The 26,783-nt window shown below is 36.6% G+C and carries 25 protein-coding genes; 21 read left to right on the forward strand and 4 right to left on the reverse strand.

From position 1 onward, the window contains the following. Position 1 precedes the first annotated feature (1 nt). On the forward strand, positions 2 to 1,414 hold the full coding sequence (locus PHQ93_RS04910) for a GGDEF domain-containing protein (RefSeq protein ID WP_299941622.1): 1,413 nt from the start codon (positions 2 to 4) through the stop codon (positions 1,412 to 1,414). Then, positions 1,414 to 1,791 (forward strand): preQ(1) synthase, encoded by a 378-nt coding sequence (gene queF / locus PHQ93_RS04915; protein WP_299941625.1) that lies wholly within the window; start codon positions 1,414 to 1,416, stop codon positions 1,789 to 1,791. The genes PHQ93_RS04910 and queF overlap by 1 nt, the downstream gene beginning before the upstream one ends. On the opposite strand, the gene PHQ93_RS04920 is transcribed toward queF, so the two are convergent. Continuing rightward, positions 1,780 to 3,015: a CCA tRNA nucleotidyltransferase gene (locus PHQ93_RS04920; protein WP_299941628.1), complete on the reverse strand. Its 1,236-nt coding sequence runs from the start codon at positions 3,013 to 3,015 to the stop codon at positions 1,780 to 1,782. The two genes, queF and PHQ93_RS04920, sit on opposite strands and share 12 nt — an antisense overlap. A gap of 175 nt (positions 3,016 to 3,190) precedes the next feature. On the opposite strand from PHQ93_RS04920, the gene typA reads away from it, so the two are divergent. The 5 genes from typA to PHQ93_RS04945 all read left to right on the forward strand — a co-directional run bounded on the left by typA (position 3,191) and on the right by PHQ93_RS04945 (position 7,862). Then, positions 3,191 to 4,993, forward strand: a complete 1,803-nt coding sequence (gene typA / locus PHQ93_RS04925) for a translational GTPase TypA (RefSeq protein ID WP_299941632.1) — start codon at positions 3,191 to 3,193, stop codon at positions 4,991 to 4,993. 115 nt (positions 4,994 to 5,108) lie between these two features. Next, a complete protein-coding gene (locus PHQ93_RS04930; RefSeq protein WP_299941634.1) occupies positions 5,109 to 5,369 on the forward strand; it encodes a hypothetical protein in 261 nt (86 codons plus the stop codon). Positions 5,370 to 5,481: 112 nt separating this feature from the next. After that, positions 5,482 to 6,504, forward strand: coding sequence for a ribonucleotide-diphosphate reductase subunit beta (locus PHQ93_RS04935; protein WP_299941637.1), 1,023 nt, complete (start codon positions 5,482 to 5,484; stop codon positions 6,502 to 6,504). Then, a complete protein-coding gene (locus PHQ93_RS04940) occupies positions 6,491 to 7,231 on the forward strand; it encodes a carbon-nitrogen hydrolase family protein (protein ID WP_299941639.1) in 741 nt (246 codons plus the stop codon). Before PHQ93_RS04935 ends, PHQ93_RS04940 begins: the two co-directional genes overlap by 14 nt. Next, on the forward strand, positions 7,215 to 7,862 hold the full coding sequence (locus PHQ93_RS04945; protein ID WP_299941641.1) for a protein-L-isoaspartate(D-aspartate) O-methyltransferase: 648 nt from the start codon (positions 7,215 to 7,217) through the stop codon (positions 7,860 to 7,862). Before PHQ93_RS04940 ends, PHQ93_RS04945 begins: the two co-directional genes overlap by 17 nt. Before the next feature lie 15 nt (positions 7,863 to 7,877). Here the strand turns inward: PHQ93_RS04945 and PHQ93_RS04950 are convergent, their stop codons facing one another. Then, the gene (locus PHQ93_RS04950) at positions 7,878 to 8,552 is read right to left on the reverse strand and encodes a hypothetical protein (RefSeq protein ID WP_299941642.1); all 675 of its coding nucleotides are present in this window, start codon (positions 8,550 to 8,552) and stop codon (positions 7,878 to 7,880) included. A gap of 146 nt (positions 8,553 to 8,698) precedes the next feature. On the opposite strand from PHQ93_RS04950, the gene PHQ93_RS04955 reads away from it, so the two are divergent. The 5 genes from PHQ93_RS04955 (at position 8,699) to PHQ93_RS04975 (ending at position 12,710) form a co-directional block, all read left to right on the forward strand. Continuing rightward, complete coding sequence (locus PHQ93_RS04955) at positions 8,699 to 9,532, forward strand: FAD-dependent thymidylate synthase (RefSeq protein WP_299941644.1); 834 nt, start codon at positions 8,699 to 8,701, stop codon at positions 9,530 to 9,532. 4 nt (positions 9,533 to 9,536) lie between these two features. Beyond that, a complete protein-coding gene (locus tag PHQ93_RS04960) occupies positions 9,537 to 9,749 on the forward strand; it encodes a hypothetical protein (protein ID WP_299941646.1) in 213 nt (70 codons plus the stop codon). 106 nt (positions 9,750 to 9,855) lie between these two features. Next, positions 9,856 to 10,413, forward strand: coding sequence for an alkylphosphonate utilization protein (locus tag PHQ93_RS04965; RefSeq protein WP_299941649.1), 558 nt, complete (start codon positions 9,856 to 9,858; stop codon positions 10,411 to 10,413). A gap of 40 nt (positions 10,414 to 10,453) precedes the next feature. Then, positions 10,454 to 11,617: a GGDEF domain-containing protein gene (locus PHQ93_RS04970; protein WP_299941652.1), complete on the forward strand. Its 1,164-nt coding sequence runs from the start codon at positions 10,454 to 10,456 to the stop codon at positions 11,615 to 11,617. A 19-nt stretch (positions 11,618 to 11,636) separates the two neighbouring features. Continuing rightward, entirely contained in the window at positions 11,637 to 12,710 is a 1,074-nt protein-coding gene (locus PHQ93_RS04975; RefSeq protein WP_299941655.1) for a dGTP triphosphohydrolase, read from the forward strand. Between the two features lie 53 nt (positions 12,711 to 12,763). Here the strand turns inward: PHQ93_RS04975 and rpsU are convergent, their stop codons facing one another. Next, a complete protein-coding gene (gene rpsU, locus PHQ93_RS04980) occupies positions 12,764 to 12,976 on the reverse strand; it encodes a 30S ribosomal protein S21 (protein WP_294879578.1) in 213 nt (70 codons plus the stop codon). 442 nt (positions 12,977 to 13,418) lie between these two features. Between rpsU and dnaG the strand changes: the two genes are divergently transcribed. After that, the gene (gene dnaG / locus PHQ93_RS04985; protein WP_299941657.1) at positions 13,419 to 15,071 is read left to right on the forward strand and encodes a DNA primase; all 1,653 of its coding nucleotides are present in this window, start codon (positions 13,419 to 13,421) and stop codon (positions 15,069 to 15,071) included. Here the strand turns inward: dnaG and PHQ93_RS04990 are convergent. Beyond that, the gene (locus tag PHQ93_RS04990) at positions 15,061 to 16,077 is read right to left on the reverse strand and encodes a hypothetical protein (protein ID WP_299941660.1); all 1,017 of its coding nucleotides are present in this window, start codon (positions 16,075 to 16,077) and stop codon (positions 15,061 to 15,063) included. The genes dnaG and PHQ93_RS04990 overlap by 11 nt on opposite strands. A 90-nt stretch (positions 16,078 to 16,167) precedes the next feature. On the opposite strand from PHQ93_RS04990, the gene PHQ93_RS04995 reads away from it, so the two are divergent. From PHQ93_RS04995 to purT, 8 genes are all read left to right on the forward strand, one after another. Further along, positions 16,168 to 17,427 carry a DEAD/DEAH box helicase gene (locus PHQ93_RS04995; RefSeq protein ID WP_299941663.1) on the forward strand — a complete coding sequence of 420 codons (1,260 nt, stop codon included), beginning with the start codon at positions 16,168 to 16,170 and terminating at the stop codon, positions 17,425 to 17,427. Positions 17,428 to 17,478: 51 nt separating this feature from the next. After that, entirely contained in the window at positions 17,479 to 18,459 is a 981-nt protein-coding gene (locus PHQ93_RS05000) for an argininosuccinate synthase domain-containing protein (protein ID WP_299941666.1), read from the forward strand. Positions 18,460 to 18,503: 44 nt separating this feature from the next. Continuing rightward, positions 18,504 to 18,920, forward strand: a complete 417-nt coding sequence (locus PHQ93_RS05005; RefSeq protein WP_299941668.1) for a hypothetical protein — start codon at positions 18,504 to 18,506, stop codon at positions 18,918 to 18,920. A gap of 88 nt (positions 18,921 to 19,008) precedes the next feature. Then, positions 19,009 to 20,568, forward strand: a complete 1,560-nt coding sequence (locus PHQ93_RS05010; RefSeq protein ID WP_299941670.1) for a flagellar hook-length control protein FliK — start codon at positions 19,009 to 19,011, stop codon at positions 20,566 to 20,568. 148 nt (positions 20,569 to 20,716) lie between these two features. Continuing rightward, on the forward strand, positions 20,717 to 21,382 hold the full coding sequence (locus tag PHQ93_RS05015; RefSeq protein WP_299941672.1) for a FlgD immunoglobulin-like domain containing protein: 666 nt from the start codon (positions 20,717 to 20,719) through the stop codon (positions 21,380 to 21,382). Positions 21,383 to 21,392: 10 nt separating this feature from the next. Next, on the forward strand, positions 21,393 to 22,652 hold the full coding sequence (locus PHQ93_RS05020; RefSeq protein WP_299941675.1) for a flagellar hook protein FlgE: 1,260 nt from the start codon (positions 21,393 to 21,395) through the stop codon (positions 22,650 to 22,652). A gap of 130 nt (positions 22,653 to 22,782) precedes the next feature. After that, positions 22,783 to 25,569 (forward strand): flagellar hook-basal body complex protein, encoded by a 2,787-nt coding sequence (locus PHQ93_RS05025; RefSeq protein ID WP_299941677.1) that lies wholly within the window; start codon positions 22,783 to 22,785, stop codon positions 25,567 to 25,569. Between the two features lie 48 nt (positions 25,570 to 25,617). Then, complete coding sequence (gene purT, locus PHQ93_RS05030; protein WP_299941680.1) at positions 25,618 to 26,781, forward strand: formate-dependent phosphoribosylglycinamide formyltransferase; 1,164 nt, start codon at positions 25,618 to 25,620, stop codon at positions 26,779 to 26,781. Positions 26,782 to 26,783: the final 2 nt, after the last annotated feature.

Below are 26,783 nucleotides of genomic sequence, written 5' to 3' on the forward strand. Positions count from 1 at the left end.
AATGTTACTTCCGCAAACTAAAGAGAGAGAGTACCGTTTTAAGTTAGCGCTTAGAATGGGTCTTCCTATTTTTGCTCTTGTCTTTGCTCTTATTTCTCACACATTTATTTCAAGTAAAGAGAGTTTAAACACCTCTTTTTATGTTGAATCTATACTAATTCTATTTTTTAGTATATATTTTATTTTTCATCTTATATATAAAGGTTTTGACACAAAGATAACCGACAATGTATCAAAAGCTTTTACTAGAGAGTATATGTATGAGTGTCTAAAAAAAGAGTTAAAAAATTCTAACGAATATACGCTTTTACTTATTAGTGTAAATAATCTATATGAGATAAACAGTCGTTACGGCATAAAAAACGGCGATAAAGTTCTTTTTAAAACACTTAAATGGATAGGCAAATATCTCAAATCCAAAGATATAGTTAATTTTCCGATCGGACGTATAAAAGGCGGTGATTTTATAATAGGTCTAAAGGGAAATAAGAGTCAATATAAAACAGTTATGGAACTTATGTGCCTTAAGAGCGATGAGTTTAAAGTAGATGATATTGAAGTACAGATAACCGGCGCTATAAATGATATAAATCTTTCAAATAATCTTGATTATTTAATTGAAAATCTTTTTGAACAACAAAATAAAAATAAAAACTCTAAATTTACTGTTACGGATATAAATGATGAAATGAATCCGAGTGATTTAGAATATTATGTAATTAATGCTATTAAAAAAAGAGATTTAATAATTTTTACACAAAATATTTTTGAAAAAGAGTCTAGTGTATTTAAAGAGTGCTTTATTAAATTAAAAGCACAAGACGGCAAGGTATTGCATCCAAAAAGCTATATAAAAGTTTTAAATAAACTTAGACTTATGGCTGATTATGATTTAATAGTTTTAGAAAAAGTCATAGAGATGTGCAAAAAATCGGATAACGAAAGATTTGCCGTCTCTATATCGCCTACTTCTATTCGAAATCCGATTGTACTGGCTAAAATGAAAGATCTCTTTTATAAAAATAAGTGCTCGGAAAATAGAATCATATTACTATTAAATGAGAGTGAGTATTATCCAAGGATAGAAAAATTTAATGTTATATTGCAGCAGCTAAAAGATTTGGGAGTTATGATAGCCGTTGACAGGCTTGGCTCTTTACACACAAGTTTTTTATATTTAAGAGATTTAAATATTGATATAGTTAGGTTTGATTTTTTTTATACAAAAGATATAAGCGAGAAAACACACAAAAATATCCTTAGCGGTTTTAATGTTATGGCTCATGAAAATGGAATTAAAACTTGGATTAAGATGATTGAAAATGAGGATGTTAAAGGTTTGGCAAAAGAGTTGGGAGTTGATTATTTACAGGGTAAATATTTAGCACCGTTAGAAAAATTTAAGGAGTTATGATGAAATACGGTGAAAAAATTGTTAATGAGTTTGACGTAGAAAAAGATTTGGAAATTTGGCCAAACGAACATAAAAGAAACTATCTTATAAAGATGACGCTTCCTGAGTTCTCTTGTCTTTGTCCAAGAAGCGGTTATCCCGACTATGCAACGATATATCTTGAATATACGCCGGATGAATGGGTAGTTGAACTAAAAGCGATAAAATTATATATAAACTCTTTTAGAGATAGACACATATCACATGAAAACAGTGCAAATGAAATTTATGATGTTTTGGAGAGAAAATTAAAACCCAAATATATGAAAATTGTGGCAGATTACAACCCAAGAGGAAATGTTCATACAGTCATAGAGATTGACAGTTCAAAGCTTTAAATACTCTTTTAACCAAAGCATTGCCTCGTTATGATTTTTAAATTTGCCATGCATTTGAGCCTCATAGGCTTCATCTAGTATTTTTGAAAATTTTGGCGAGGCTTTAAGCCCAAGTTTCAAAATATCCCTGCCCATTAAAAGAGTAGGAAGCTTCTCTTTTAATATATTTAACTCTTTGGCTCTTTTATAAATCTCTTCGCCGGCTCTGTAAACTTTTTGGCTGTTTTTAGCAAAATAGATTGAACTGTTTAAAATTAAAAGTTCGTCTATATTTACTTTTGCAGCAAGCTTATAAAGCAGATAATCATCCGTAGAGTTTTTGTATATATTATCTATTTCGTTATTTGCCTGAACTAGATTAATAACTCTCTTTAATAACTCTTTTTCGTCCGTTAGTTTTAATATAAAATTTTCTGTTTGAGTTAGCTCAAAGTTATAACAAAGCCCTGCTAACATTAAAACAAGATTTGTTTGATTGTTAGTCGTTAGCCGTTTTGCTATCTCGTCAATTACGGAGATATTATCAGTGTATATATCAGTGCCGAACTCTTTTAAGAGCTTAAATCCGTATGAGGGTTTTTGTGATTTTAAAAGAAGTTTTTTTATCTCTTCAAATATTCTCTCTTTTGGCAGTTCGGCTAACAAATTTTTAGAAATCATATCTTTACAAGTAAAAAATAAATTATCTTCTATTTTCAGGTCGAATCTAGCACAAAATTGTGCGGCTCTTAAAACCCTTAAAGGATCCTCTATAAAACTTTTTAAATTTACCGCTCTTAGTATTTTATTTCTTAAATCGTCTGCCCCGCAAAAAGGGTCTAATAATTTTTTTTCCTCTACATCGTAGCCGATGGCGTTGATTGTAAAATCTCTTCTTGAGGCTGCAGTTTTAAAGTCAAGATTTGAGTCTATCTCTACATCAAATCCGCGATGTCCCGACTTAATTTTATTATCTATTCTAGGGAAAGAAAAATCTAAATCATAATCTTCAAATTTTAGTTTACAAACTCCAAAACTTTTTCCGACAACATTAACATTTCCAAACTCTTTTAGTATATCTTCGAGCTTTTTAAAAGATATCTCTCCATACACCTCGATATCAATATCTTTTGACTCTATTTTTAGCAAAGAGTCTCTGATAAATCCGCCTACAATTATAGGTTTGATATCGTAATTTTTCAGTTTGTCAAATATAATATTTAATTTACTAGGATAATTAATCATATTAATCCTAAAAATATATGGCGCCTTGTGTATATTTGCTTCATTGTTTTGCCTATTTTGTGCTCTATATGTATTATATCACTACTTTTACGCAGATATAACATTTATTTGGGTATAATCGCGAAAATTTTATCTTGGTTTCATTATTTTTTAAGGAACCAAAGAAGGAAGCCTTGTGCAAAAGATTAGAAATATTGCAGTAATCGCCCATGTTGACCATGGTAAAACTACATTAGTTGATGGACTGCTTGAGCAGTCGGGAACATACGGTGCTCATGAGCAACATGATGAAAGAGCTATGGATAGCAATGACTTAGAAAAAGAGCGTGGTATTACGATTTTATCTAAAAATACGGCTATCCGTTATAAAGAATTTAAAATCAATATCATCGATACTCCGGGTCACGCGGATTTCGGTGGAGAAGTAGAACGCGTTTTAAAAATGGTTGACGGCGTTTTAGTTCTTGTTGATGCTTATGAGGGTGTTATGCCTCAAACTAAATTCGTTGTTAAGAAGATGTTAGCACTCGGTAAAAAACCGATTGTCGTAATTAATAAGATTGATAAGCCTTCAGCAGAGCCGGAACGCGTTGTTGATGAAATGTTTGACTTATTTGTTGCTATGGGTGCAACTGAAGATCAACTAGACTTCCCAATCATCTACGCAGCTGCAAGAGACGGTATCGCAAAACTTGATATGAGCGAAGAGGGTGGCGATTTTCAATGTATTTTTGAAACAATCATAAATAAAATACCTGAACCTGAGGGCGACAGAGAAAATCACACACAGGCTCAAGTTTTCACACTTGACTATGATAACTATGTAGGTAAAATAGGAATTTCTCGTATTTTCAACGGTGTTATTAGAAAAGGTGACAATGTTATGCTTGCAAAAGCTGACGGCGAGCTTGTAAAAGGTAAAATAAGTAAACTTATCGGTTTTCATGGACTTAACCGTATGGAAATTCAAGAAGCTGAAGCAGGTGATATCGTTGCATTCGCAGGTTTAGAGACTGTTGATGTCGGAGATACTATTTGTGATCCTGCGAACCCGATGCCGCTTGATCCGATGCATATCGAAGAGCCGACTTTGACGGTTATTTTTTCAGTAAACGACTCTCCGCTTGCCGGTCAAGAGGGTAAGCATGTGACTTCAAATAAGCTCAAAGATAGACTAGAGTTTGAAATGACAACAAATGTTGCAATGAAACTTGAAGTTGTAGGCGAGGGTAAGTTTAAAGTTTCAGGTCGCGGTGAGCTTCAAATAACTATTTTGGCTGAAAATATGCGTCGTGAAAATTATGAGTTTGGCGTATCTCGTCCTGAAGTTATCGTTAGAGAGATTGAAGGCGTTAAATGTGAACCGTTTGAGCATTTAGTTATCGATGTTCCTGAAGAGTTAAGCGGTACTGTAATTGAGCGTCTCGGAAAAAGAAAAGCAGAGATGAAATCTATGATTCCTATGGGTCAAGGCTTCCAAAGAATCGAGTTTGAGATTCCTGCTCGTGCATTGATTGGATTCCGCGGACAGTTTCTAACAGACACTAAAGGCGAGGGTATAATGAATCACTCTTTCTTAGAGTTCCGTCCATACAGCGGCAGCGTTGAGTCAAGAAGCTATGGTGCGCTTATATCTATGGAAGACGGTGATACGCTTGCGTATTCACTATTTAACATACAAGATAGAGGGGTTCTTTTTATCGGGCCGCAAACAAAAGTTTATGAAGGTATGATTGTTGGAGAGCACTCTCGTTCAAATGACCTTGTCGTAAATCCTATTAAAGGAAAAGCACAATCAAATGTTCGTTCAAGCGGAGCAGATGAAGCGATTAAACTTATCCCGCCTCGTGATATGTCGTTAGAGCGTGCATTAGAGTGGATTGAAGATGATGAATTACTTGAAGTTACGCCTAAGAGCATTCGTATCCGTAAAAAATTCTTAACAGAGAGTGAAAGAAAAAGACATACTCGTAAGTAATTCTTTTTTACACTAAAAATAAATACCTCCTACACACACCAAGAGAGCTTGGCGTGTGTAAAACTTCTTCATTAATAATTTAACTATGTTATACTTTTAGTAAAAAGGATAAAAGATGGATGGATTATTGTACCCAATCTCTTTGCTTGTAGTTGTTTTAATAGCTTTCTTTTTTTATAGAAATAACAGTTTTAAATTGCTGCTGCTGACTTTGGCAGTCGGTGTATATATCATCTACTCTCATGAGACCGGAAATACGGTAACAAATCTTAAAAATGAGGCTGTTCAGTCCATTGACAAATCCGCCGGCAGTTTTAGCAAATCTCACGGTGCAGAAGGTTATAATGAGAATAAAATAAAAGAGACTGTTAAATGATGAAAAGTACCTGATTGTTTTAGTTTGCAATTTATTATTTCTAGTTAGTTCTATTTATCAAATTAAAATCTTCATAAAGATACAATACCAAACTAAATTTTCGGAGTAGATTATGAACAGAAAAAAAATATATAATCCCCAGTCGAATGAAAATGTAAACGAGAGACGAATATTCGGCGGAAATCCTACCGGAATATTTGAACTAAATGACATAAAATATCAGTGGGCTTACAATCTTTGGGAGATGATGTTAAATAACACTTGGTTCCCAAAAGAGGTCGATATGACCCGCGATGTGAGTGATTATAAACATATTACCGAGATGGAAAAAGATGCGTATGATAAGGCGCTTTCACAGCTAATTTTTATGGATTCATTGCAAACAAATAACATAATGGATAATATAAATCCTTATGTAACGGCTCCTGAAATTAACCTCATATTGGTTCGCCAAGCTTATGAAGAAGCACTCCACTCTCAAAGTTATGCCGTTATGGTTGACAGCATATCCGTAAATTCTAAAGAGATATATGATCTTTGGCGCCGCGATATGATGCTTAAGTCAAAAAACGACGCAATAGCAAAAGTTTATGAAGAGCTTTCCAAAAATCCTACCGAGCATAATTTCGTAAAAGCCTGTTTTGCAAATCAGATTTTAGAGGGAATCTACTTTTACAGCGGTTTTGCGTATATATATACGCTTGCTAGAAGCGGAAAAATGCTGGGTTCTGCACAGATGATCAGATTTATCCAAAGAGATGAAGTTACTCACTTGGTTTTGTTTCAAAATCTGATAAATTCTCTTAGAAAAGAGCGACCGGATCTCTTTAGCGAGCAGTTAAAAGAGGAAGTTATAGCGATGTTTAAAGAAGCGGTTGAGCTTGAAGTTGCATGGGGAAAATATATAACGCAGGGGCAGATTTTAGGATTAACGGACGCTATTTTGGAGCAGTATATCCAATATTTGGCAGACGACAGACTCTCAAGTGTCGGATTTGCAAAACTTTATAATGTGACAAATCCTATAAAATGGGTTGATGATTTTTCAAAATTTAACGACCAAAAAACAAACTTTTTTGAGGGAACCGTTGCGAACTACTCAAAAGGAAGTTTAAGCTTTGATGACGACTTCTAAGAAGAGCGGGTATAAACTCTACTCACTTCTTTTTGCTACCGTAAAAGATTATAACGCTAACTTACAAACACTTTTGGAGTTAGTCGAAGAAACATCAAAAAAATCTCTTATTGTCGCTCCTGAGGTTTGTTTAACCGGTTTTGATTATGAAAACTATGACAAAGCGGTTAAGTTTTCACATATAGCAAACGAGAAGCTCAAAATTGCCTCTAAAGACAAAATTATTATACTGACTATGCTTGAGAGAAGGGGTGAAGAAGTTTTTAATTTTGCCAAGATATTTTTTAACGGCGAAATTGTTTATGAGAGAGCAAAGGCAAAACTTTTTCGCTTCGGCAATGAACATAAATATATGTCCGAGGGAAGTGATGAGGATATCAAGATTGTCGAGGTTGAGGGCATAAAGATAGGTATTTTAATCTGTTTTGAGCTTCGTTTTAAAACACTTTGGCAAAAACTGGAGGGATGTGATGTTATTGCGGTTCCTTCTTGGTGGGGAGTTTTAAGAACAGAACACTTTAAGGTTATAACGCAAACACTTGCCATTATAAATCAGTGTTATGTCGTTGCAAGCGATTCACAAAATATAGATTGCACGAAAATGAGCGGAATTATAAGACCGCACGGAGAAGATGAGAGAAATGAGAACAGAGCTTGCTTAGAGGTAAGTTATGATAAAAAAGAGATTATTTCGATGAGAAAATATATGGATGTCGGCATTGGATAGAATTACAGCAACAAAAACCGCAAAATTAGCCGATGAGTGTCATAAAATATTTCCTCTAAACGAGAGTGTAAAAAATGCAATTGCCAAAACAAACAGAGAAGAGTTTGTTCCGTTTGGGTTTAAACAGAGCGCATATAAACTAGACGCTCTGCCTATGGGTTCTGCCCAGTGGATAAGTTCTCCTTTGACGGTTGCGAAAATGACGCAGTATCTTGAGCCGAAAAAAAATGATAGAGTTTTAGAGATAGGTTGCGGAAGCGGTTATCAAGCAGCCGTACTTTCGCATATATTTCGCGGTGTTTTTACAATTGAGAGGATAGAATCTCTGATGATAGAGGCAAAATCCCGCTTTAAAAAACTTAGTATTAATAATATCCATACAAGAATTGACGACGGGCAAAACGGATGGGTTCAGTTTGCCCCTTATGACAGGATTCTGTTTTCGGCAACGGCAAAAACTATACCGCAAAAGCTTTTTGAACAGCTAAGCGAGGGCGGGATTTTAGTAGCTCCTATGCAGGTCGGCTCAAGGCAGATCATAACCCGTTTTAAAAAAGTAGGCAACTCTTTGCAAAAAGAGGAGCTGGAAGAGTGCGACTTTGTCCCTATCGTGAACGGAATTCAGAAGTAAAATTAAAGAGCGCCTCTAAAGAACTTCAAGTTCTGCTTTTATTTTATAGCTTAGAGGTTTTAGTTTATTGATATTGTCGTAGTTTGCTCTTTTATATGCTTGATTTATCTCTTTAAAATAGAGTTTATAATGGTTCATATAGTTAAATAGGAACTTTTCGACTTCATCATCGAGATAAAGCTCGGTTATCGTAACCGTCATTTCGTTCCATATATTTTCAAATCTCTTCTCAAGAGTCGGACTTGGTTTTTTAACAAAATCATTTTTGATGCTGCTTAGTTCTCTCCAGTGTGTTATCAGTGTATAAAATCCTATATTGGAGATTCTTTTATTGAATGTTTCCAGTTTATCGATAGTTTCGACATAGTGGCTATTTAAGGTCGGTGCCTCTTTTTGCAGGCTATCTGCAATAACATTAACAAGATCTGCATAGGTTTGAAGATCATTTTTTAGTTGGCTTTTATTCTCTTTTGAAATATCGAGATTTTCAATTTTTTTCATAATCGATACGATATTTGATTTGTACGGAGATATTTTATCGTATTCTCCACGCCAAATTATAGAGTTTGCGTCATTAACATTTTGTCTAAACTCTTCTGCAATGTTTGAGTGTTTTTTGTTATCGCTGCTAAGTGTAAACATAGACGCGTTTAATGTTGAAAAGATTAATATGTATAGTAATAGTTTCATATTTACTCCTTCGTAAATTTTTTAAAATATTATGTTCATTTTGTTACGCTACGGTTACGCCGAAATTAGATGTTTACTTGATATTTTTTGATTATATGAAGCTTTTTAATTGTAAAATAATAGTTAGCATAAGTTAGGATTGATGTATGGAAGATGTATACGGTATAAAATATTCAAAACCTGAAGTAATCTTAATGCAAGATACGGGTATAGGAGTAGCTGAAGCGGCAGCTAGAACTTGTTACGACTCATTTGAAAACAGCGAAAATGAGGCTATTAAATACATTGAAAAAAATATGCCTGATAGCGCTACATGTAAAAAGATAAACGATATAGAGGAGTCGAATCTGTTAAATGATTTGGCTTGGACACATTTTCATCACTCTATTTTAGAGCATGCAAATTTAAGTTTTCTTATAAGAGGAACAAGCAGAGGCGTACTTCAAGAACACGCTCGTCATCGTATACAAGCTATAAGCGTTAGAAGTACGCGTTACACTATGAGTTCTGTTATCAATGCTTTTGTCGCTTCGCAGGCAACCAATAACAGAGACTTTTTTATATCTAAGGTTTTGGGTTTTGATATGCTTGTCACATGCGATGAAGAGTATAACAAAATCGAAATCGGTGCAATGTATGATAAGCTAAAGTATCAGTCAAAAACGGTAGAAAGTTTTAACGAGATAGCCGTAGCAAAAAGTTCGTTCTCTCTTTTAAATGAGTTTACTGGCGACTCACAAGCGTTGTTTGATGCACTTGAGAACGGAAAAAAGAAACGAAATGTCGGTGATGCGTTTAAGCATATAGTAACTGATAACTTTAAAGTTGATATGGTCGTGACATTTAATCTAAGAAGTCTTAAAAACTATTTTACGCTAAGAGATAGCGGTGCGGCATACTTTCAAATAAGATGGTTGGCACAGGAAATGATGAAAAAAACTCCGTCAAAATATTTAGATTTGATAATAAAAAAAGGATAATTTTATGTGGAAATATATTTTAATAGCTAGTTTTTTATTTAGCGGGTGTACACACTTTGAATTTAGTTTTGCTATGTGTGATAACATCGGATCCGAACAAAATCCTGAGATGATTGAGAAGTGCAGAAACTACAATGAAGAAGAGGCGCAAAAAGCCTTTAATAAAACAAAAACGAAAACTTCGACTAGCGAAGATGCTTTAGAATTTAAAAAATAGCTTTAGTGCCCGTGCGGCTAGCGAAGCAAAAGGGACTTGTTCCTTTTGCGGACAAAATAGGGATAAGGTTCCCTTTAATTTATTTCATAAATTTAAGGAAAGAATAATGAATACAGAAAAAGAGTTAATGAGTAGAAGCGGCGGTGTATGTGAACTTTGCAAAAGCAGTGAGGGGCTTAGTGTTTTTGAAGTTGCTCCATCAGACGCAAGTGCAGAGCAATCTATATATGTATGTTCTACATGTAGAGACCAGATAGAAAATCCTCATAAAATGGATGAGGCGCACTTTAACTGCTTAAATGACAGTATGTGGAGCGAAGTTCCTGCCGTCTTAGTTATGTCGTATAGACTTTTAAAGACTCTTGGAAGAGAAGATTTGGTTGATATGATTTATATGGAAGATAGTCTTAAAGCTTGGGCAGATGCCGGAGCTGGGAGCAACTCAAGCAATGTAATCGTCAAAGATTCTAACGGTGTTGTGTTAAATGCCGGTGACAGCGTCGTTATCATAAAGGATTTAGAGGTAAAAGGCGCCGGTTTTACTGCAAAAAGAGGCACAACCGTTAGAAATATATCTATACCCTCAGATGTTGCAGATCATATAGAGGGTCGCGTAAACGGAACTAAAATATACCTAAAAACAGAGTTTTTGAAAAAAGCGTAATTTAATCCCGTGCTAATTAGCCGTATATAAAAAGGTATATATGAACTCTTTAAAACCAATAGCCGTAAATGTATCAATTCCTCTTTTTATATCTTTGGCATTTGGTTCTATGGTATTTTATGAAGCTAAAATACCAAAGATTATATTTAGTTTGGTTCCATATCTTTTTTATGCTATCAGTGCACTCATCTTATGGGTATCGTGGCATTTTAATCGCAACAGATTTATATTTATAATTATTCCGCTTTTGTTGATACATATCGGATTTGAGTATTTGAATCCTAAAATGGCTACGGATCTCTTTCTTTATAGTTCTATGTTCTATCCGATTCATCTTCTTATATTTTTATCCTTAAAAGAGCGGGGATTGTTCTCAATCTGGGGAATTTTAAAGATTGGTTTTTTCGTAGTTGAGTTAGCTGTTGTTTTATATTTTGTTATTTATCCGAATGCGGATTTTATAGCTGTTTTAAAGATGAAACTCTTTGCACTCTCTTTTTATCCGCTTGAAGATTTATGTATGGCTATTGCTATTTTTGTAGTTTTCGTAATGAGTATATTGGTAATGTTTAATAAATATATATTATATAATAGCTCATTTTTAGTCATAGCGGTAACATTTTACATGGGGTTGTACTTTATAAAAATCCCATTTGCATATAAGCTTTCGCTTTTGGCAATAGGCGTAATTATATTTATTTTACTTATTAGAGAATCTTACCGTCTGGCTTTTTATGATGAACTTACGGCTTTGCCCGGAAGAAGAGCGTTAGTGGAAGATATGGCAAAATTAGGCATGAAATATTCGCTTGCAATGATAGATATAGACCATTTTAAAAAATTTAACGATACATACGGGCATGATACGGGCGATGAGGTTTTAAAGATGGTAGCTTCAAAGTTGGCAGATGTCGGCGGAGGCGGGAAAGCTTATAGATACGGCGGAGAGGAGTTTGTACTGCTTTTCCCATCAAGAGAGGTTGATGAATCCTACACACATACGGATATGTTAAGAGATATTATCGAAAAGAGTCCGTTTAAGGTTAGAAATAAGCAGAGTTCTAAAACGATATATATAAATATCTCATCGGGAATCGTACAAAAAAGTTCTAAAGACAAAGACCCGTTTGCGGTAATGAAAAGAGCAGATGATGCTCTTTATAAAGCAAAAAAAGCCGGAAGAAACCAAGTAGTAAAAGCATAAAATAAAAGGCAGTATCGATATGAAAGCATATGAGAGATTTCACAAAATAGATGATGATTTTAGAAACCCGTTTGCAAGAGATAGGGACAGAATTATTCACTCAAGCAGTTTTAGAAAACTCGAGTATAAAACGCAGGTTTTTTTAAATCAAGAGGGTGATTTTTTTCGTACACGCCTTACCCACTCTATAGAAGTTTCACAAATTGCCCGTTCTATAACTTCTCATTTGGGGTTGAACGAATCATTGGCGGAGGCTATCGCACTGGCGCATGATTTGGGACATACGCCGTTTGGTCATATAGGCGGAGATGCGCTTGACGAGTGTCTGAAAAATGACGGTTTTATAAACGGTTTTGAACACAACTTTCAAAGCTTTAGGGTCGTATCTTCATTAGAGAAGAGATATAAAGCTTTTGACGGACTTAACCTAACTTTTGCAACACTGGAGGGAATTCTTAAACATTCCTATCCTTATAAAAAGAGTTTTTTGCCGCCTTTAATCCATGAGCAGTTTAATTTGGATACCCATCCAAGCGTAGAAGCTATGATAGTAGATCGTGCAGACGAGATTGCCTATATGAGTCACGATATAGATGACGGGATAAACTCGGGACTTATAAGTTTTAGCGATTTAAGCGAGAGCGAACTTATACAAGAGATTTTACATAAAGTTCAAAGCGAGGGAATAGAACGAAGCGAAGATGAGATGTTTCGCTACCGTTTTAGTTCACACTTTATCAACCATCTTATCTATTCGCTTATCCAATATTCAAAAGAGAGAATAACCATAGACAGAGATGAGCATAGTGTAGGGTTTGAACCGAAACTCGAAACAGAGATAAAAAAATTAAAAAAACTTCTATTTAATAAACTTTATCAACATAAAGATATTATGGTAAAGATGTTTGCAGGAAAACAGGCTATAAAAGGGCTTTATAGCGGGCTTATGGAGGAGCCGAAAATGTTGCCTGAGTTCTATTTAAAACAGTTGGAGAGTAAAAAAAAGCATAGAGTTATTGCCGATTATATTGCCAGTATGAGCGATAGACACGCTTTATCGTTTTATAATGAGATGTACGGGAAATTATATTAAAAAAGTTTTTTTGAAGTAGTTTTAAAGGATAAACACAGCCCGAAGGCTTATGTTTAGAGGCGTGATTCGTAGCGTCTCATCATATAAAGACGCTTAAGCATTTTCTTACGAGATGCAATTAAGAATTTCTTGCGTTTTTCAGTTTTCGTCTCATGGAAACGACGAGCGCGAACTTCTGTAACGATTAAGTTACGGTCAGTTTGCTTCTTGAAACGACGGTAAGATGCATCAAAATTGTCATCACTGCGTAGTACTATACCAGGCATATCACATCACCCACTTTCTGTAAAATTTGAACTCGAATTGTAGCATAAATATCTTCATTTAACATTTTATTGGATAAATTTGTAAATTTCTTTTTAAAATTGATACAAATCAAGGCGCATAAGTTTTAAATCGGATAAAATTCCTCCGATTTAAAACTTAGAGCGTAATGCGTTCTTACCAAAGGAAACAAAATGAAAAAAGTCATTTTAACGGTTGTATTAATGTTGGGTGTCCTCCAAGCAGATAGTATCGTACATTACGATACTCAAGATACAAATGCTCCGGTTAGCAAGCCTAATCATCCAAGCACAGATATTTACTAATATCTAAAAATTTTATTTCTCCTTCTAAAACAGGTTCTCCCTTAATAACCTGTTTTAGTGACATATGCATAAATCTACTCCAAACTCTCTTTAACTAACTATTTTGTATAATAACTTTATGATTACCCAAGATTCCATAGAAGCCTTAAAAGCGCGCCTTGATATTGTTGATGTTATAGGCTCTTATCTGGAACTTAGAAAGAGCGGTGCAAATTATAAAGCGCCATGCCCTTTTCACGGCGAAAAAACAGCTTCATTCGTAGTAAGTCCATCAAAGCAGATATATCACTGTTTTGGCTGCGGTGCAGGCGGCGATAGCATCAAGTTTGTTATGGAGTATGAAAAATTAAATTATCCCGAGGCAATAGAAAAACTTGCTTCATCATATAACTTCTCACTTGCTTACAGTGATAGTAAAAACTCTAAACCCCGTTCTATGCTTATGGAAAAAGTAAACGAATGGTATCAATATCTGCTTACAAAAAATCCTGTTGCACTCTCTTACATCAAAGAGCGCGGTATTTATGAGAGCAGTGTCGAGAAGTTTGGCATAGGCTATGCGCCGGATTCCAATGCAACGATAAACTATATAAAATCTCAGCTTTTTAGTATGGGCGAAGCTCTAGAGATGGGTATTATAGGTTATGAAGGCGGAAAAAACTTTGCAAGATTTATAGAGCGCATAACATTTCCTATTCACTCTGCAAACGGAGCTATTGTCGGTTTTGGCGGTAGAACCATAACGGGACATCAGGCAAAATATGTAAATTCTCCAGAGACTCCGTACTTTAATAAATCTCGACTTCTTTATGCTTATCATCACGCAAAACAAACAATTCACAAAACAAAAGAGATAGTTATAACAGAGGGTTATCTTGATGTTATTATGCTTCATCAAGCCGGTTTTACAAATGCCGTTGCTACTTTGGGAACAGCACTTACTCCCGAGCACTTACCCGTCCTAAGAAAAGGCGAACCGAAAATCATTATGGCTTATGACGGAGATAAAGCCGGACGCTCTGCGGCACTAAAGGCTTCAAAACTTTTAAGCATTAGCGGATTTAGCGGCGGTGTCGTGATTTTTAAAGAAGGGCTTGACCCTGCGGATATGGTAAACAGCGGTGCGATAGAGGAACTCTCAACTATGTTTAGAACTCCTCAGCCATTTATAGAGTTTGTTATAGATGAAATTTTATCGCTCTATAACCTCTCTGATCCAAAAGCCAAAGAGAGTTGTATGCAAGATGCAATCGGATATCTAAAAACTCTCTCTCCTATGCTTCAAGACAGATATAAAACATATTTGGCTCAACGATTAGGAATAAATCCTTCATTTGTAAGGCTGGCTAACCAAACTAACACTAACCAAAACAAATCGGTTATTGATAGCAGCCGTCATAGGGATATGTGGGAGCTTACTCTTGTTAAAACAGTTTTAGAATATCCGGAGTTTGTTAATCAGATATTGGATGTTTTAGACCCCTCACTTTTGCAGTTTCACTCATCCGAGTTTGCTTTAGCGCTTAGAGGAAAGTTTGATGAGCCTTCTCTTATGGCAATATCGGTAGATGAGAAGATACTCTCGCTTAAAGATGAAGAGGCACTTAAAGCTGAACTTATTGCATTTTTAATAAAACATTATGAGAGAGAGTATAAAAAAGTAAATTTACAAACAGATATCACTTTTGAACAAAAAGCTTTCTATATTCGTAAATTTAAAGGGAAAATTTCACGGCTTAAGCGTGGGGAACTCGTAGCCTTTAAGAGTTAGGCTTAGAGTCCTCTTGAGGTTTACGCGCTTTTATAGGTATTTTTCTTCCGACGCTTTTGGGCGCTTCAAACTTATCTTTAGGTGTTCCGTCGTAACGATGATTTCTATCTCCGCTTTTACCTGAAAATTTTGCTTTTCCGCTTTCATCCTTACCTAGAAACTTATTTGGTTTTCTATCTTTTTGGTCGTCTCTTTTAGGCTTATCATATTTTGGTTTATCAAAAGGCTTGCGTTCAGAACTCTCGCCATCTCTTTTCGGTCTATCATATTTTGGTTTATCAAAAGGTCTGCGTTCAGAACTCTCGCCATCTCTTTTTGGTCTATCGTATTTAGGCTTGTCAAACGGTTTACGGTCAGAACTCTCGCCCTCTCTTTTAGGTCTGTCGTACTTTGGTTTGTCAAAAGATCTGCGTTCAGAACTTTCACCCTCTCTTTTAGGTCTGTCGTACTTTGGTTTGTCAAAAGATCTGCGTTCAGAACTCTCGCCGTCTCTTTTTGGTCTATCGTATTTAGGCTTGTCAAACGGTTTACGGTCAGAACTTTCACCCTCTCTTTTTGGTCTGTCAAAAGGTTTTTTTACTATTTTCATTTTTTCTTGAGCTTCATATTCAAAACCGGCAACAATCTCTTGTTTGATAACTCTTCCAAGAAGCGTCTCTATCGGGTAGAGCTGTTTTTGTTCATCAATATCCAAGAGTATTATCGCACCCTCGGTAGCTTTAGCCAATCTTGCCATATAAACAATAGCGGTAGATGGTAAATTGTAGCTAATAAGAAGTTCACATTTAAGTTCGGGCAATTTTATCAGCTCTTTGTCATTAAAAACTTTGACATTACTAGCAGTTATAGCCTCTTTTACAGACTCTATATCCTCTGCCACGGCGACAATAATATCCAGAGCGCTGTTTTGAGTTATCAATAAGTTAAGAAGTGATAGTTTTTTATCATTAGGACATGGATGAATACGGTGTTTATTGTGTTTTAGAGCTATGGGGTTGTCTGACATAAGAAGTCCTAATAAATATATATTTGTAAATTATATCTCACATTACCATAAATTATGCTATTATGTATAAATATTACAATCAGGATTATAATGTCATTTACTACACTAGGTTTGTCAGCTCCTTTACTAAAAGCTATCGAAGATCAAGGCTATAGCGAGCCGACACCCATTCAAAAACAGGCTATACCGGTAATACTTAGCAGAAGAGACATTTTAGCCGGTGCTCAAACGGGAACAGGCAAAACTGCGGGTTTTACTCTGCCGCTTCTTGAACTTTTAAGTAAAGCAAAATCTACAAAAACGAAACATTGTGTAAGAGCATTAATTTTGACACCGACTAGAGAGTTGGCTGCCCAAGTGGGTGAGAGTGTCGAGACATACGGAAAATATCTTCCATTTACTTCGGCGGTAATCTTCGGCGGAGTCAAAATCAATCCACAACTCACAAAGCTCCGCAGCGGAGTCGATATAGTTATCGCTACACCGGGGCGACTTTTAGATCATATTTCGCAAAAGAGTATAGATTTAGGAAGTGTTGAATTTCTTATACTTGATGAAGCGGATAGAATGTTGGATATGGGTTTTATAAACGATATTAAAAAAATATTGGCAATTCTTCCAAAACAGAGACAAAATTTACTCTTCTCGGCTACTTACTCAGATGAGATTAAAAAACTCTCGGACAAATTGTTAAATTCTCCGGCTCTTATAGAAGTAGCACGCCGAAATACCGCTTCAGAAAGCGTAAAACAAGCGGTTTATCCGGTTGATAAAGAGCGCAAGCGGGAACTTTTGACATACCTTATAAATGAGGGCAAATGGAAACAGGTGCTTGTATTTACTAGAACAAAACATGGAGCAAACAAGCTTGCAGGTCAGCTTGAAAAAGATGGGATAACTTCAGCCGCCATTCATGGAAACAAGAGCCAAAATGCGAGAACAAAAGCTTTGGCGGATTTTAAAGATGGTGAAATCAGAGTTTTGGTTGCAACAGATATTGCAGCCAGAGGAATAGATATAGACCAACTTCCGCATGTTATAAACTATGAACTTCCAAATGTTCCTGAAGATTATGTTCACAGAATCGGGCGAACCGGTCGTGCGGGGCGTGAGGGCGAAGCGATATCTTTGGTTTGTATAGACGAACACGAGTACCTTGCAAATATAGAAAAATTAATCAAAAATGATATTCCTAAAGTGTGGTTAAAAGATTTTAAACCGGATCCCTCTATAAAAGCAGAACCGATAAACCAAGGGGGTGGACGAGGTTCAAACTCAAGAAACAGACCTAGCAATAAAGCATCTCAAAATCAATCACAAAACTCTTCGGGCAGAAGAAGAAATAAGTAGTGTATAATTCTATAAATTAAAATTTATTTATTACACAAACAAGGGAAAAAGATGAAAGCAATCGCGCTATTTAGCGGTGGGTTAGACTCAACTTTGGCGATGAAGCTTATAATAGACCAAGGCATAGAAGTTTTGGCGGTAAATATTAATACGGGCTTTGGAAGTACAAAAGATAGACTTGAGCATATGCAGAGTATGTGTGACCAAGTCGGGGCAGAGTTGAAAATTATAGATATAGAGAGTGAGTTTTTACAAGATGTGCTTTTTGATCCAAAATATGGGTACGGTAAAAATTTCAACCCTTGTATTGATTGTCATGCAAAGATGTTTGCCGTGGCAAAAAGAGTTATGGAGTCGGAGGGCGCATCATTTTTGATAAGCGGTGAAGTTATGGGTCAACGACCTATGAGTCAAAATAAAGAGGCTCTTCAAACCGTTTTAAATGAGAGTAATTGTAATGGATTGCTTTTGCGTCCTCTCTCTGCAAAAATGTTAGCTCCTACGATAGCCGAAATAGAAGGCTGGGTAGATAGAGAAAAACTAGAAGGCATTACGGGAAGAAATCGAGACAGACAGCTTGAGTTGGTTAAAGAAATCGGTTTGGATAATTTTGAGAGTCCGGGCGGCGGATGTCTTTTGACTGATGAAAATTTTGCCAAAAAGATGTTTGACTTTATAAAATATGATACATTTGAAGTTAGAGATATTAAGCTTATGAAATTCGGTCGCCATCTTCGCCTAAGAGAGGGTGCGAAACTGGTAATCGGAAGAAATCAAGATGAGAATGTTCATCTGCAAAATATAGAAAATGACAAATATTATCATATTAAAACGCTCGGTCTGCCGGGTCCGCACTCAATGTTAAGCAAGAGTGCAACACAAGCAGATAAAGAGTTGGCGGCAAAGATAATTTTGACATACTGCAAAACAAAAGAAGGTACGGATTATACTCTGTCGTATGACAAAAAAGAGGAAATTCAAGCAACACCGTTTGCTTCAAGAGACGAGATAAAACCATATACCGTAATGTAAAATTTTAGGTATACTTTAGTTAAATTTTAAAAGTGAGGTGAGAGATGGCAGGCGTGCGTTTTACATTTGATAATTTTAAACAACTTCTTGATTTGACTATAGGTTTGGCAGAGAGGCTGGATGAGAATCGTGCAGAGAGTTTTACTCTATTGTATTGTGATTTTTCAAAAGTTGAACAATCGGTTATAGAGAGTTCGCTTGAACAAATTTTGAGAAATTCGGATGCTATCGTAAGTAGTAATTCGGATTACTTTTTTATACTTCCGTATACTGATAAATACGGAGCCGGTATTGTTAAAAAAATGTTTAGCGAATTTTTCAGTGCAGATTTAAAATCATGCGTCGTAAGTTATCCTGTAGATGGAGAAACGTCTAAAGTATTAATCGAAGAGTTAATGAATATCGCCGACACAAAATATAAAAATAATTTGAGATGCTTAAGTAATTTTAATCCTTACTAGTTTTTTTGTTTAACGACATATCTTTAATGTTGGAATAATTTATGCTTCAACTCCTAAAATCTTTGTAAAAAGGTAAAAGGAGCGGGTAATGATTTTGTTAGATATGAAAAGTAGTAAATCCATCTCTTCACCTCTGAATCTAACAGGTTTAAATGATAAAACAGATGTGTCATTCTCTGATCTTTTAAAAGGTATAAAAGAGGGTGAGCTTATTCAAAACGGCTCTTTGGTTTTATCGCTTGGTGCCGATGAAAAAGTTGTAAAGTCGGTAGAACCTCTTTTAAAAACGGATGATCTCTCCTCTTTTTTAACAAATGAAGATAAATTGCTTTTAAATAAAGAGCAAGAGTTATTGGAGCTAAATCCGAAACTCACCGCTACGCTTAGTTCTGCAGATGTAAAAACATTGATAGCAGATGCAAAAAATTATCTCAAAGAAACAATCCAAAATAGTGACGGCTATAAAAACGCAGAGATAAAAGAGCTTCCAAAAACTCTTAGCGGTTTAATAGAAGCTGCTAAAAAATTCGGTATTGATATAAGTAAAATAAGTATTGAAGAGGTTAAAACCACTGTTAGTACCGATATACAAGCCGCAAAAAGCGAAGTTTCAACAAAAGCGCTAACCGACACAAAAGATGAGATTTCGACAAAAGCGGTAGTTGACGCAAAAGATGAGATTTCAACAAGCGTGGAATTTGATGCAAAAGATGAAGTTTTACCAAAAAAAATTGTTCAAAACACAAAAGCTTTACAAGTAAACGAGAAACAGGTAGTTGCAACAGTTGATAATACTCAAATAACTCAAGAACAACTATCAAACGAAATAAAAAATGATGATAAAGTTGTACAAGTTCAAAGAGAGATAAAAGAGACTCCTCTTTTTAAGGCGCAGACCCTAAGCGAACATACGACTACTGAGCAGATAGTTCAAACTAAAGCAAATAATTCACTTAAAGCAGATCAAAAAACATCAAAAGATAAATCGGACGAAACACTTAAACTTCTTCTTCGCGATGAAAAGGCATCCATCGCCGATGCTTCATTAGCGGTCAATTTCTCAGCTGCTGCTAAAGCAGATATATCCGGTATAGCAAAAGAGGGTACAAAAACATTAGAGCAACTTTTACAAGGTGAATCTTCCGTTGCCGAGCAAAGTCAACCGACTATAAAAACAGATGTGCCTACAACCCATAAAGCCGATAGTTTTGAAGTGAAAATAAATGAAGCAAAACAGATGATTAGATACCTTTCAGATGATGTAAAAAATGCTATAGATGAGTATAAATCTCCTTTTACAAGAGTTAAAGTCCAGTTAAATCCGCAACATTTAGGCGAGGTTGATTTGACCATAGTTCAAAGAGGTAAAAATCTGCATGTAAACATCAGCTCAAACAATACTGCTATTAATACTTTGGCGATAAACGCAAATGAGTTAAAAGTGCAACTCAATAATAGTGGAATAAATAATGCTACATTAAATTTTAGTAACGGTTCACAAAATAGCGATACAAATGCAGGTGCAGGGCATCAACAGAAACAAAATGAGCAAAAACGCGCTCATGAAGAGTATAACTATTTTGAAAATGAAGAGATAGGCGAAGAGATTTTAAGCTCTTTAGAGATTATCGTTCCAAGATATATATAAACAGATTTATGAAATAAAATTTTTGACACGATAGTGTCAAGCTTTAGTGCCACAGCGGCTAGCGAAGATGGTGGAATTACTTCCGGCATCGTTTAAAACAAATGGAGGGTTTCCTTCATTTTATAAAATAAAATTAAGGAGAAACCCTATGGCAATCACATCAACAGGCTTAAATGCCGCTACAAATGCAGAGTATGCTGCTTCAAACAAGACTAAAGATAAGTCGGTTTTAGGAAAAGATGATTTTATGAAGCTTTTGTTGGTTGAGCTTCAACATCAAGATCCGACTGAACCGATGGATAGCGAGAAAATTTTAAATCAAACATCGCAGTTGGCAGGCTTAGAGGCTACCGAGAATACAAATAAAGCACTTGCGGCTCTAGCTGCTTCTATGAGTAGCTCACAGCAGTTTAGTACGATTTCCGCAATAGGAAAAACAGCAGATTTGGGAAGCAATGCCATAACGCTGGACAAAGGAAAAAGCACTAATTTTGAGGTTTACTTTCCGGATAATATAAAAAAAGGAACTATAGATATATTGGATAAAAACGGAAACAAAGTAAAAACGCTAGATGTTGGCACAAACAGCAAAGGCGTATATAAATTTGAGTGGGATGGAACAAACCAAAATAAAAATGCAGTAGACAGCGGGATATATTATGCAACGGCTTCATATACAAATCCGGCCGGAGATGCATTAAAAACCAGAGTCGGTGCTTATCCGATAGAGTCCGTAAAGTTTGATAGCGGAAAAACTTATGTTAAATTAGGCTCTAGCTATGTTCCGCTAGAAAATGTAAAAGAAGTCTACTAAGGATTTTTTCATGATGACTCAAGCTTTTTATACGGGAATAAACGGTATACAAACGCATCAATCAGGTATTGATGTTATTGCCGACAATTTGTCAAATATAAGTACCGTCGGGTTCCGCAGTTACAGTGCGGAATTTTCATCATTATTTGAAGAGGCATTAAATACTTCCTCCGGTTTATCGAGCATAGACAGCGGTATCGGGCTCGGTGCAACGCTGAGTAGTGTCTCTATGAATGAAGATCGCGGCTCTTTTATGTTGAGTGATAGAAGTACTGATTTGGCTATCTTGGGTGACGGTTGGTTTGGTATTCAAAGTAACGGAAGATCTATTTATACTCGTGATGGAGCTTTTACATTTGATGCGAATAGAGATCTGGTAACCAATGACGGTTACTATGTGCTAGGAACGATGGGGAGTAATATAACCGACGGTGTTTTGACTGAACAATTAGCCGAAGTTGGACTCGGTGAAGCTTCCGCTCAAGAAAAACTTCGTTTTCCCGAAAATCTGCTTTTTCCGGTTCAACCGACAACCGAAGTAAAGTTTCAAGGAAATTTAAGCGTTGAAAATACGACAAGAGTTGTAAGTGCAAAAGCTATTGATGCTAAAGGCGATAAAAACAATATAAGATTAGAGTTTACTCAGGTAGATCCGCAGGTTGCACCGGGAATTCAATGGAATGTCGTAGCTACTTCACAAAGCTTGGACGGTCAGAAGATATATGATACACAAACCGGTGTTGTCAAGTTTGATGAATCGGGTGCATTAATTTCAAATACGCTATCGACGATAGACAATAACGGTGCAGCCGTAAATATAAATGCAGGCAGCGCATATGACGGTATAACATCAATTAGCGGCGAGTTTTATGCTTCAAGCTCATCAAACGGAATCGAAGCGGGAGAGCTTGCCGGTTATGATATAAATAGAAACGGTGAAATAGTAGCAACATTTACAAACGGAATACAAAGCAGTGTCGGAGCTATAGCGGTTTACCATTTTGCAAACGACAGAGGTTTGGAAAAAGTAAGCGGAACTAGATTTGCAGAGTCTTCAAATAGCGGTAAACCAATCTTTTTTAAAGATGCTCAAGGCAAAAATATAGTCGGAACCGATATAACTAACTATAAACTTGAGAGCTCAAATGTAAAAATCGAAGTAGCTCTAAGCGAAATGATTATTATGCAAAGAGCATATGATGCAAACTCAAAATCCATAACGACGGCAGATGAGATGATGCAAAAAGCTTTAAGCATGGATGCATCATAAATTTGGAACACAAAATGCTACTGATATTTACTATTTAAAAAAAAATTTACCTTAAGTGCTTTGTGCCGATAGACTATCTAAACAGAGTAAATATCTGCTTGATGTTATAAATTAATTAAAAGGAACTAACATGTTGAAATCACTCTATTCAGGTGTATCCGGACTGCAATCACATCAAGTTGCGATGGATATTGAGTCTAATAATATCGCAAATGTCAATACCGTAGGTTATAAGTATTCTCGTGCCAATTTTTCGGATCTTCTTGCTCAAACTAAAGCCATAGCTACTGCTCCTCAGGGCGAGTTGGGCGGTAAAAATCCGGTTCAAGTCGGGCTTGGATCTACGGTTAGTTCAATGACTCGTATATTTTCACAGGGTTCGGTACAAAATTCGGATAAAAATACCGATGTCGCTATTCAGGGTGACGGATTTTTTATCATCTCTCCTGATGGCGGAAATACTTATAAGTATACCCGTTCCGGAGACTTTAAATTTGACGCTACCGGAAATTTTGTCGACAATAACGGATTTATTGTTCAAGGATGGCTTAGAGATTCAAAAACCGGACTTGTAGATGCAACGGCACCGATTACAAATATAAATATTCCTCCGGGACTTACGACTCCTGCAGAACCGACACAAAATGTTGTCATCAAAGCAAATCTTGCTTCAGGACCTCTTATAGATACATTTTCGGCTGCGTATAGAGTTCCTGCCGGAACACCAAATAGCATTACAAACCCCGGACAGGGAGACGCAATTGATGCAAACGGAAATGTTATTGAAGCGGATAATATGGGCGTTATGTTCAATGAAAAAGGTGAGGCATTTAGTCTGCAAGCAGGTCAAGGTGTCTGGGCATCTTTTAAAAATTCTGAAGTTGTTTCAGCCGCTCAAGTGCAGGCATCAAGCTATGCATCGGGAACGGTTGTAAGTGATGATGCTCTTACGGATGCTTCTTTAAATATTACGATTGACGGGGTAAATGTTGTAGTGACTGATGCTGCTATTGCAGATGTTCATACTGCCGCTGAAAACGGTGCAAGATATGTAACTGCTATCAATAATACACTCACCACGGCCGGTAAAATAGGTATAACGGCTGCATATGACAACATTACGGGACAAATTAAAATAACCAATACAAATGCGGCACCTATTGCTATGACGGTTGCTGCGGCAGGGGCAAGCGGTCTTGTCGCTACACCCGTAATAGGCGGAAATCAGCTTAATATTACATTTACACTTGATAACGGTGATACAAAAACAATCACGACTTCGGGCGGAACAGGTACGGAGAGTGCAACGCAAAATGCCGTAAGATATGTATCTGCAATTAATGCACAGACATCTACAACGGGCATAACAGCTTCTTATGATACCGTAAGCGGCAAAATTACGTTAGTAAACCCAAATAACAGCAACCTTTCATCGCATAATATTAAATTGACAACAGTGGGAGCAAATGATAACAGCGGTTTTGCTGCAGCAACAAGCGTAACAGCCTATAAATACCAGTATGACTCAAGCGGTCCGGATGCATCTGTAAATATGGATAAAAAATTTACAACTATTGCTGATTTGCGCTATGCTATGGAGCAGCAGGCTCGTACTATAATTATTACGACACCTGCAACAACTTCGGTAACTGTCGGCGCATCAGTTGCAAATAATTCATTACAGCTTGATATAAATGGAAATACAATTACAATACCTACTACGGGAGCTGATACTGCAGATAATAATGGGGTATATTATGCGGCTGAGATTAATTTGCAGTTGGCTGGATACGGTATAACGGATATAGCGGCAGTTTATGATAACACGACAGATACGTTAACTATACAAAATTATAATATAACGGTACCGGCAATAATAAATAATATTACAGAGGGTGAAGCAGCTTTAACAACATTCGTAGATCCGACTACTATTCTTGTAGCAACAGAAAATATTACTCTTAATAATATTGAGCTAAAAGTTAACGAACAAGGAAAATTTGAGCTTTCAAACCCTGGCGGTTCTGCAGGTGATTATGATATCAACTTGGCTATTACTGGGATTAATGCAAGTAGTATTGCAGGCGGCGGTATAACTGAAAATACGCGTTTTACAAGAAGTATGGAAGCACTTAATGCAACGATTCCCACAGGAAGTACGGGAAAAGCCTTTTCGCAAAGTTTTAATGCTGCAACACATTCGGCAAGTATAGATATCTTTGACTCGCTTGGAACAAAACATACGCTCCGAACAGAGTATAGAAAACTTGCAGTAGATGCTGAAACAGGGAGCACATGGAGTATGAAAGTGAGCGTGCCTGAGCCGGCAGTTATTGATACGGAAGCACCATTGAATGAGAAAATGGGTTCTATAAGATTTAATAATGACGGATCGCTTGCAACATATACACCGCCGAATGTCTCTTTTACGGCAAATAACGGTTCTGCACCAAATCAGCAAGTGGCGTTGGAACTAGGAACCGCAAATGGCTTTGACGGTATGACGAGTTTTGACTCAAAATCATCAACATCAGGTATCTCTCAGGATGGTTATACAGGTGGGGATTTGGTTGGAATCAGGATAGATCAGAGCGGTACTTTAGTCGGTTCATTTAGTAACGGTAGAAGTTTCGGTTTGGCACAAATCGGTATGGCGAAGTTTACAAATAACGAAGGTCTCTCAACCGAGGGCGGAAATGTTTATATACAAACTGCCAACTCGGGCGATCCGATTATCGGAACTGCCGCAACGGCAGGTCGCGGATTTATGCAGTCGGCTGCGCTTGAATCATCTAATGTTGATTTGTCTCGTTCATTAACACAGCTTATAATTATTCAAAGAGGATATCAGGCAAACGGTAAAACTATTACCACTTCCGATGACCTTCTTGAGACTTTAATAGGTCTAAAACGATAATTTAACTCTACTTTGTTATAATTCCTTCAAATTAATGAAGGAATTATCATGCGTTTTTCTGCTCCTCTTAAATCAAACTCAAAAAAAGTAATGCTTCTAGGTTCAGGTGAACTTGGTCGTGAAGTGGCTATTGAAGCTCAAAGACTCGGTCTTGAGGTAATAGCAGTAGATAGATACCAAAATGCTCCCGCTCATCATGTGGCACACAGAAGCTATGTAGTAAATATGCAAGATAAAAACGCTCTTTTAGAGATTATCTACCGCGAAAAACCGGATTTTATCCTTCCTGAAATCGAAGCTATAAGTATAGATGCTCTTTTTGCCGCAGAAGATAAAGGCTACAATGTTATACCAAATGCTTCTGCTGTTAGTAAAACAATGAACAGAAAAAACATCCGCACTTTTGCGGCTGAGGTTTTGGGGCTTAAAACAGGACCGTATGAGTTTGTAACAACAAAAGAGGGCTTAAGAGAAGCGGCTCTTCGTATGGGTTTTCCATGTGTTATAAAACCTGTTATGAGCAGTTCCGGACACGGTCAAAGCGTTGCAAGAAGCATAGACGATATCGATGCTTCATGGGAGATGGCAAAGGAAGCTCGCGGCGATGCAAGTGAACTTATAGTTGAGGCATTTATAGATTTTGATTATGAGATAACGATGCTAACAGCTAGAAACGGTAAAGAGACTGTTTTTTGCGAACCGATAGGGCATGAGCAAAGAGACGGTGATTATGTCTTCTCATGGCAGCCGATGCAGATGAGCGAGTTGGCAAAAGAGAGGGCGCAAGAGATGGCTAAAACTATTACCGACGGTCTTGGCGGTCGCGGTATCTTTGGAGTCGAGTTATTTGTAAAAGGGGATGAGGTTTATTTTAGTGAAGTCTCTCCTCGTCCGCACGACACGGGAATGGTAACACTCATCACGCAGTCTCAAAGTGAATTTGCGCTTCATTTAAGAGCAGTACTCGGTCTTCCGCTTGGATTTACATTTTACGGTGAAGGTGCAAGTGCCGCATTTAAGTCGGAAGTTCATAACTACGCTCCGGTCGTCGATGTAGATGAGACTCTATTTAGCGACAACAGTTTTGTGCGAATCTTTGGCAAGCCTGAAGCTCACAAAGGCAGAAGACTTGCAGTCGCACTTGTATTTGACAAAGTAGAAAAAGCACTTGAGAAAGCCAGAGAGTTGATAACAAAAGTAAAAGACGCGTAGTT

Origin of the sequence: Sulfurimonas sp. (assembly GCF_028714975.1) — a bacterium.
In the GTDB taxonomy this organism is placed as follows: domain Bacteria; phylum Campylobacterota; class Campylobacteria; order Campylobacterales; family Sulfurimonadaceae; genus Sulfurimonas.

Coding starts and splice junctions, on each gene's coding strand:
- purT (WP_299941680.1), top strand. CDS start 25,618: ATGCGTTTTTCTGCTCCTCTTAAATCAAACTCAAAAAAAGTAATGCTT.
- PHQ93_RS05020 (WP_299941675.1), top strand. CDS start 21,393: ATGATGACTCAAGCTTTTTATACGGGAATAAACGGTATACAAACGCAT.
- dnaG (WP_299941657.1), top strand. CDS start 13,419: ATGATTACCCAAGATTCCATAGAAGCCTTAAAAGCGCGCCTTGATATT.
- PHQ93_RS04940 (WP_299941639.1), top strand. CDS start 6,491: ATGACGACTTCTAAGAAGAGCGGGTATAAACTCTACTCACTTCTTTTT.
- PHQ93_RS04945 (WP_299941641.1), top strand. CDS start 7,215: ATGTCGGCATTGGATAGAATTACAGCAACAAAAACCGCAAAATTAGCC.
- rpsU (WP_294879578.1), bottom strand. CDS start 12,976: ATGCCTGGTATAGTACTACGCAGTGATGACAATTTTGATGCATCTTAC.
- PHQ93_RS05015 (WP_299941672.1), top strand. CDS start 20,717: ATGGCAATCACATCAACAGGCTTAAATGCCGCTACAAATGCAGAGTAT.
- PHQ93_RS05005 (WP_299941668.1), top strand. CDS start 18,504: ATGGCAGGCGTGCGTTTTACATTTGATAATTTTAAACAACTTCTTGAT.
- PHQ93_RS04965 (WP_299941649.1), top strand. CDS start 9,856: ATGAATACAGAAAAAGAGTTAATGAGTAGAAGCGGCGGTGTATGTGAA.
- PHQ93_RS04975 (WP_299941655.1), top strand. CDS start 11,637: ATGAAAGCATATGAGAGATTTCACAAAATAGATGATGATTTTAGAAAC.
- PHQ93_RS05010 (WP_299941670.1), top strand. CDS start 19,009: ATGATTTTGTTAGATATGAAAAGTAGTAAATCCATCTCTTCACCTCTG.
- queF (WP_299941625.1), top strand. CDS start 1,414: ATGAAATACGGTGAAAAAATTGTTAATGAGTTTGACGTAGAAAAAGAT.
- PHQ93_RS04930 (WP_299941634.1), top strand. CDS start 5,109: ATGGATGGATTATTGTACCCAATCTCTTTGCTTGTAGTTGTTTTAATA.
- PHQ93_RS05025 (WP_299941677.1), top strand. CDS start 22,783: ATGTTGAAATCACTCTATTCAGGTGTATCCGGACTGCAATCACATCAA.
- PHQ93_RS04950 (WP_299941642.1), bottom strand. CDS start 8,552: ATGAAACTATTACTATACATATTAATCTTTTCAACATTAAACGCGTCT.
- PHQ93_RS04910 (WP_299941622.1), top strand. CDS start 2: ATGTTACTTCCGCAAACTAAAGAGAGAGAGTACCGTTTTAAGTTAGCG.
- PHQ93_RS04960 (WP_299941646.1), top strand. CDS start 9,537: ATGTGGAAATATATTTTAATAGCTAGTTTTTTATTTAGCGGGTGTACA.
- PHQ93_RS05000 (WP_299941666.1), top strand. CDS start 17,479: ATGAAAGCAATCGCGCTATTTAGCGGTGGGTTAGACTCAACTTTGGCG.
- PHQ93_RS04920 (WP_299941628.1), bottom strand. CDS start 3,015: ATGATTAATTATCCTAGTAAATTAAATATTATATTTGACAAACTGAAA.
- PHQ93_RS04935 (WP_299941637.1), top strand. CDS start 5,482: ATGAACAGAAAAAAAATATATAATCCCCAGTCGAATGAAAATGTAAAC.
- PHQ93_RS04990 (WP_299941660.1), bottom strand. CDS start 16,077: ATGTCAGACAACCCCATAGCTCTAAAACACAATAAACACCGTATTCAT.
- PHQ93_RS04955 (WP_299941644.1), top strand. CDS start 8,699: ATGGAAGATGTATACGGTATAAAATATTCAAAACCTGAAGTAATCTTA.
- PHQ93_RS04995 (WP_299941663.1), top strand. CDS start 16,168: ATGTCATTTACTACACTAGGTTTGTCAGCTCCTTTACTAAAAGCTATC.
- PHQ93_RS04970 (WP_299941652.1), top strand. CDS start 10,454: ATGAACTCTTTAAAACCAATAGCCGTAAATGTATCAATTCCTCTTTTT.